The following is a 6,000-nucleotide window of genomic DNA, read 5'->3' on the forward strand; positions in this document are numbered from 1 at the left end:
GCGTCAGAACGTGTTAATCAGTGTATCGAACAGGCTGCGGGCAACTTGAATGATCTGTGCCGACGCCTGGTAGTACTGCTCGAACTGAATCAGCTTGGCCGCTTCCTCATCGAGGTTGACCGCCGAAACAGAGTCGCGGTTATTGGTGGCCTGTTTGAGAATAGCGCCAGTGGCCTCGCCATCGACCCGCGCCTGACTGGTCAGGGTACCCACCCGCTCCACCAGATCACCGTAAGCATCGGTAAAGCTTGAACCGGTGGTCGCCGGCGCCAATGGGTTGATACCAATGGTCGTACGGTTTTGCAGATCAATCAGCTTCAAGGCGTTACGGTTATCAGACACCCCATTGGTGTTGAAGGAAACCGAAAAATTGTCGCCACCCTGCGGCCGACCGCTGATGGTCACTTCATAGTCGAAAGGCACCGGCACCGCAGGTGGGCCGGCAGTCGCGGGCACGGTGATGGTCAGCTTGTTGTTCTGCCCGGGCACAATCACCCCGGTATCAATGACGTTGCCGTTGATATCAACGACGTCATACCCCTGAGTCGCTCCTCCACCGGCACCCATGACAATGCGCAGCGGCGGCGCATTGCGCAGGCTGGTTTCCAGATCGGCTTGAGCCACCGGGTCATAAATATCGATTTCAGTCAGCAAGGTCGGCTGGCTGATCACCCCGGTGCCGATATTCGCCGGGCTGGTCTGCGATTTCAGCGGCGCGGCAAAGGCCAGCTCCTCCGGCCGTTTCATATCCGCACGGATGGACTCGCCGGCATTGCGCGTCGGCATCACCCGGAAACGGTCACCGGCGGCAAAGGTGCCACTGGCCACGTTCAGCGAGACGCCGTCAAACTCCGCCGCCGGGACCACGGTAATGTCGAACGGGCCAAAGCTGGTGCCGTCACTGACGCGCCGTACGGTGTAATCCGTGGCACTGGTGAATTCCACCTCATAGTCGCTGGTGGTCAGCTGGGTGGTGTCCTCAATCAGCACATTGAGGTTGGCCGTGGTATCGCTGTTACCGACACGCGCCAAGCTGCGCTGGCCAATCAGAATGGGGTCATTGAGGTCACGAAACAGGCCATTACCAAACTGACCATTGAGATCCAGGCCCTGGCCCAGTTGGCGGTTGACCTGATCGGTGACTGCCAGTGCCAAGCGGCCGACCGAGTTCAACGTGGTGTCCAGCACATCTTCACGGTAGCGGATCAGCCCGCCCATCTCGCCGCCGGTAATCAGCGAGGTAATGCCCTGGCGCGAGTTGCCACTGACAAACTGCACCTCACTGCGCAGCGGGTCGGATAAACCCGGCACCACCTCCAGGCGCGAGGCCTGGCTGCCGACCACCAAGGGCTGGCCCGAGCCGACAAACAGGTTGTAGCTGTTGTCATCCTGCGCCACCACCGTCACACCGATAAAGGTCGACAGCTTGCGCACCGCTTCTTCGCGAGCGTCGAGCAGATCGTTGGGTTGCTGACCGTTGGAGGCGGCAACCGCAATGGCATCGTTGTAGCCGGCAATCGAGGTAGCCAGTTGGTTAATCTGATCGGTCACCGCCGACAGCTGCTTGTTGATAAAGGCGTTTTGTTCGTACAAGCGGTCGTACACGGTATTGAAGCGCTTGGCCAAACCCTCAGCCTCGGACAACGCCAGCTGCCGGGCCGGAATATTGGCCGGGTCTTCGGCGGCGGTTTGCAGCGCAGCAAAAACCTTCTGCAACCCCGGGTTGATACCCGTGGTGCTGCCAGCCAGCAACGAATCGAGCTGATTGATCTGCCCCAGGTAGCTCTGGGTATCACTGTTGAGCGCGGTACTGCTGCGCACCTGGGTATTGAGAAACTCGTTATAGATGCGCCGCACATCAACCAGGGTAGTGCCCGAGCCGATGTAGCCGGCACCACTGAACTGCGGAATGCGCGTGGCCTGGATCGTCTCCTGACGCGAGAAACCCGGCGTGTTGACGTTGACGATGTTATGGCCAGTCACTGCCAGCGAGGTCTTGTTCGCCGACAGCCCGGAGAGGCCAATACTGAGTAGGTCAGCCATGTTTCATCATCCGTTGGTGGACGGCGTACTGACTGCCGCGACTGATTGATAGGTCTGCATCTGCCGCGCTATCTGGGCAATCTTGCGGGCGTACTGCGGGTCCGTGGCGTAGCCGGCTTTCTGCAACTCACGGGCGAACTGCTCGGGTTTGTCAGTGCTGGCCAGGGCTTTCTCGTAGCGGCCATTGCCCTGCAGGAAGCTCACAAAATCGTTAAAGCTGTGTTCGAAGGAGTCATAGGCGCGGAACGAGGCCGCTTCCTTGACCGCTTTGCCGCCCTTGAACTCGGTGGTCAGCACCCGCGCCGAGTCGCCTTCCCAGCTGTTGTGGGTCTTGATGCCGAACAGGTTGTGGCTGCTGGTGCCGTCCTGTTGGCGAATAATCGACTTGCCCCAACCGGTTTCCAGCGCGGCCTGTGCCACCAGATAACGCGGGTCGACGCCAATCTTCTCAGCAGCCTTCTCGGCCATCGGCAACATGGCGGCAATAAACTCATCCTTCGAGCCGAACGCGGCTTTACCCGGCGCCAGTGGCGGCTGGGCAATCCGCCGACCGGTGATCGCGTCCATACCGTTGAGCCCCAGCGCAGTATCGGCGGGTGCGGCAAAGGCCTTGGCCGGAATCCAGTCGTTCTGCGCCAATGGCTGGCCATCAGCGGCGGTAGCCGACGGCACGATGCCAGCCAGCAAACGGTCAGTCAGCTTGCCCGGCAGAGACAAACGGCGCTGGTTGATCAGCGAGGTGTCGTCACGCGCGCTGTCGACCTTGGCCAGTGGCTTGCTCGGCGCATTCGGCACCGGCTCATTGACCTGAGCAAATGGATTGGGCCGGCTATCCGCCTGCTTCATCTTCGACATCTGCCGCACCAGCACATCGGCCAGGCCGATGCCGTTCTGGTGATTGGACAGGGTCACCGACAGCTGCTGGTCGTGCATGTCCTGGTAGGTTTTGCTCTCGTTGCTGTTCATGAAGTTGCCTTCACCGAACGCTTCGTTGGCCGAGCGCATGGCCTTGAGCATTTCATTGAGGAACAGCGACTCAAACTCCTGAGCCACCTTCTTGATGTTCTTTTCGCTGTCGCCGCCGACCTTGAACTGGTTGAGGCGATTGAGATCGTTATAAGCACCACTGTCGACGGTGCTGGTGCCGCCGAGCAAACCGGCTGATAGGCGAGAGTCCATAGCGTGCGCTCCCTTAAATCACGATCAGGTCAGCCTGCAGAGCGCCGGCTTGTTTCAGCGCCTCCAGGATGGCCATAAGGTCGGAAGGCGAAGCGCCTACCTGATTCACCGCGCGGACGATTTCATCCAGCGTGGTCCCGGGACCGAACTTGAACATCGGCTTGGCTTCTTCATCAGCATTCACCCGCGAGCGCGGCACCACGGCGGTCTGGCCGCCAGACAGTGCTTCCGGCTGGCTGACAATCGGGTCTTCGGTGATGGTTACGGTCAGGCTGCCGTGGGTCACTGCGGCAGGCTGCACGCGCACGTTCTGGCCTATAACGATGGTGCCGGTACGCGAATTGATGATGACCTTGGCCACGGCCTGACCGATCTCGACTTCGAGGTTTTCCAGAATCGACAGGTAGTCCACCCGCTGACCCGGATCAAGTGGAGCACTGACACGAATCGAACCGCCGTCGACCGCCTGGGCCACACCTGGGCCAAGCAGCTCATTGATGTGATCAACAATATTTTTGGCAGTGGTGAAATCCGGACGATTGAGGTTGAGCGTCAGCGTATTGCCCTGATCAAAACCGCTTGGCACCGGCCGCTCGACCGTCGCACCGCCAGGAATGCGCCCAGCCGACGGTACGTTGACGGTAATCCGCGAACCATCGCCGCCTTCGGCATCAAAGCCGCCGACCACCAGGTTGCCCTGGGCAATCGCATAGACGTTGCCATCGATCCCCTTGAGCGGCGTCATCAGCAGGCTGCCACCGCGCAGGCTCTTGGCGTTACCGATAGAGGACACGGTGATGTCGATGGTCTGCCCGGGCTTGGCGAACGCCGGCAGATCCGCATGGATCGACACCGCCGCCACGTTCTTCAGCTGCACGTTGCCGCCCTGCGGCACCTTGATGCCGAACTGCGCCATCATGTTGTTGAAGGTCTGCACGGTGAACGGCGTCTGCGTGGTCTGGTCGCCACTGCCATTAAGGCCGACTACCAGGCCATAACCGATCAACTGGTTAGTGCGTACACCCTGGATGCTCGCCAGGTCTTTAAGCCGCTCGGCCTGAGCCAGCGAAGCCATCAGCAAGGCGGCTACAACTACTAGGTACTTGGGAAGCGTCATGGTGGCCATCCTCAGAACGGCCACATTGGGCTAAGAAAGAAACGGCTCATCCAGCCCGGCTGACTGGCATCGGCAAAGGCGCCGGTACCCGAGTAGGTGATGCGCGCATCGGCGATGCGGGTCGAGGAAACCGTGTTGTCAGTGGCAATGTCATCAGCCCGGACCAGGCCGGCAATCCGTACCAGCTCATCGCCGGTATTCAGGGTCATCCATTTTTCCCCACGCACCAGCAGAATGCCGTTGGGCATCACCTCGGCGACTGACACGGTAATCGAGCCAGTCAGGCTGTTGCTCTGCCCGGCCGCGCCGGAACCATCAGCCGAACGGGTGGCATCAAAGCTGGCATCCAGGCCCAGGGTGTCGTTGGTCATGCCCAGCGCGCTTAGGCCAGCCAAGGGGTTTTTCGGAGCTACGGTCATGCCAAACAGGTTGGGCACGCCGAGATTGGCCGAGCTGTCTTTGCTGATCTTGCTATTGGTGTTCTTACTGGCCTGGGTGCGCTCATTCAGGGTGATGGTGATGATGTCACCCACGCGGTAGGCCTTACGGTCGCCGAACAGGCCATTCTCGAAGCCGGCCTGATAGATCGAGCCATTGTTCTGCGCCGCTGGCAGCGGTGTACGCGGCATCACGGGAGCGTAATAGGGATCATCCGGCTTAGCCGCGGGCGCCATGCAGCCACTCAAAGCCAGAGGGCCAAGCAGTGCACTTATGATTATCAGCCGGTTCATATCTACTACCTCATGCGTTGCCTGGGATGGTGCGTACAACCTGTGTCACCAGTACCCGTTCAAGCGATTCCTTGCTGTATCCAAAGCCAGGTCAGACGCTGCGCGACTAACCGGCCCTACCTATCAAAGATTCTGCGAAATAAAGCCGAGCATCTGGTCAGCGGTGGAAATGACCTTGGAGTTCATTTCATAGGCGCGCTGAGTGGTGATCATGTTCACCAGCTCCTCGACCACGCTGACGTTGGAGTTTTCCAGAGTGTTCTGCAGCGTGGTGCCCAGGCCGTTCAGGCCAGGCGTACCGACCTGCGGTGCGCCGCTGGAAGCGGTTTCCAGAAACAGGTTGTTGCCGATCGCTTCCAGACCCGCCGGGTTGATAAAGTCAGCGGTCTGCAGGTTGCCGACGATCTGTGGCTGCGGGTTGCCGGCAGTAGTCACCGACACGGTGCCGTCTTCACCCACGGTAAAGGTGCGTACCTCGTTGGGCAGCACGATGGCCGGCTCCAGGGCATAACCGTTGGATGTCACCACCTGGCCATCGGAATTGAGGTGGAAGCTGCCGTCGCGGCTATAGGACACCGTGCCGTCAGGCAGCAACACCTGGAAGAAGCCCCGGCCGTTGATCGCCATATCCAGCGGTTGCTCGGTAGTTTGCAGGCTACCGGCAGTGAAGATCTTCTGCGTGCCCACCACCCGCACACCGGTACCCAGTTGCAAGCCGGACGGCAGCTGGCTGTCCTGGCTGGACTGACCACCAGGCTGACGACGGATCTGGTACAGCAGATCCTCGAACTCGGCGCGATCACGTTTGAAGCCCGTGGTCGAAACGTTGGCCAGGTTGTTGGAAATGGTGGTCAGGTTCATGTCCTGAGCGGACAGACCGGTCTTGCTGACCCACAGTGCCGGAAGCATATCGATTCTCCTCGGGCGCCG

Annotated in this window: 5 protein-coding genes; all 5 read right to left on the minus strand. The window is 60.1% G+C overall.

Going from position 1 to position 6,000, the window contains the following annotated elements:
• Window positions 1–3: 3 nt before the first annotated feature.
• Window positions 4–2,043 carry a flagellar hook-associated protein FlgK gene (flgK, locus tag Q8O69_RS01935; protein WP_305589227.1) on the minus strand — a complete coding sequence of 680 codons (2,040 nt, stop codon included), beginning with the start codon at window positions 2,041–2,043 and terminating at the stop codon, window positions 4–6.
• A gap of 6 nt (window positions 2,044–2,049) precedes the next feature.
• The gene (flgJ, locus tag Q8O69_RS01940; protein ID WP_305589229.1) at window positions 2,050–3,222 is read right to left on the minus strand and encodes a flagellar assembly peptidoglycan hydrolase FlgJ; all 1,173 of its coding nucleotides are present in this window, start codon (window positions 3,220–3,222) and stop codon (window positions 2,050–2,052) included.
• Between the two features lie 13 nt (window positions 3,223–3,235).
• Window positions 3,236–4,339 (minus strand): flagellar basal body P-ring protein FlgI, encoded by a 1,104-nt coding sequence (locus Q8O69_RS01945; RefSeq protein WP_090387553.1) that lies wholly within the window; start codon window positions 4,337–4,339, stop codon window positions 3,236–3,238.
• 11 nt (window positions 4,340–4,350) lie between these two features.
• The gene (flgH, locus tag Q8O69_RS01950) at window positions 4,351–5,070 is read right to left on the minus strand and encodes a flagellar basal body L-ring protein FlgH (RefSeq protein WP_305589231.1); all 720 of its coding nucleotides are present in this window, start codon (window positions 5,068–5,070) and stop codon (window positions 4,351–4,353) included.
• Between the two features lie 123 nt (window positions 5,071–5,193).
• Window positions 5,194–5,979 (minus strand): flagellar basal-body rod protein FlgG, encoded by a 786-nt coding sequence (gene flgG, locus Q8O69_RS01955; protein WP_090248273.1) that lies wholly within the window; start codon window positions 5,977–5,979, stop codon window positions 5,194–5,196.
• Window positions 5,980–6,000: the final 21 nt, after the last annotated feature.

The organism is Pseudomonas sp., assembly GCF_030690725.1.
GTDB lineage: Bacteria > Pseudomonadota > Gammaproteobacteria > Pseudomonadales > Pseudomonadaceae > Aquipseudomonas.

Coding starts and splice junctions, on each gene's coding strand:
- flgK (WP_305589227.1), bottom strand. CDS start 2,043: ATGGCTGACCTACTCAGTATTGGCCTCTCCGGGCTGTCGGCGAACAAG.
- flgJ (WP_305589229.1), bottom strand. CDS start 3,222: ATGGACTCTCGCCTATCAGCCGGTTTGCTCGGCGGCACCAGCACCGTC.
- Q8O69_RS01945 (WP_090387553.1), bottom strand. CDS start 4,339: ATGACGCTTCCCAAGTACCTAGTAGTTGTAGCCGCCTTGCTGATGGCT.
- flgH (WP_305589231.1), bottom strand. CDS start 5,070: ATGAACCGGCTGATAATCATAAGTGCACTGCTTGGCCCTCTGGCTTTG.
- flgG (WP_090248273.1), bottom strand. CDS start 5,979: ATGCTTCCGGCACTGTGGGTCAGCAAGACCGGTCTGTCCGCTCAGGAC.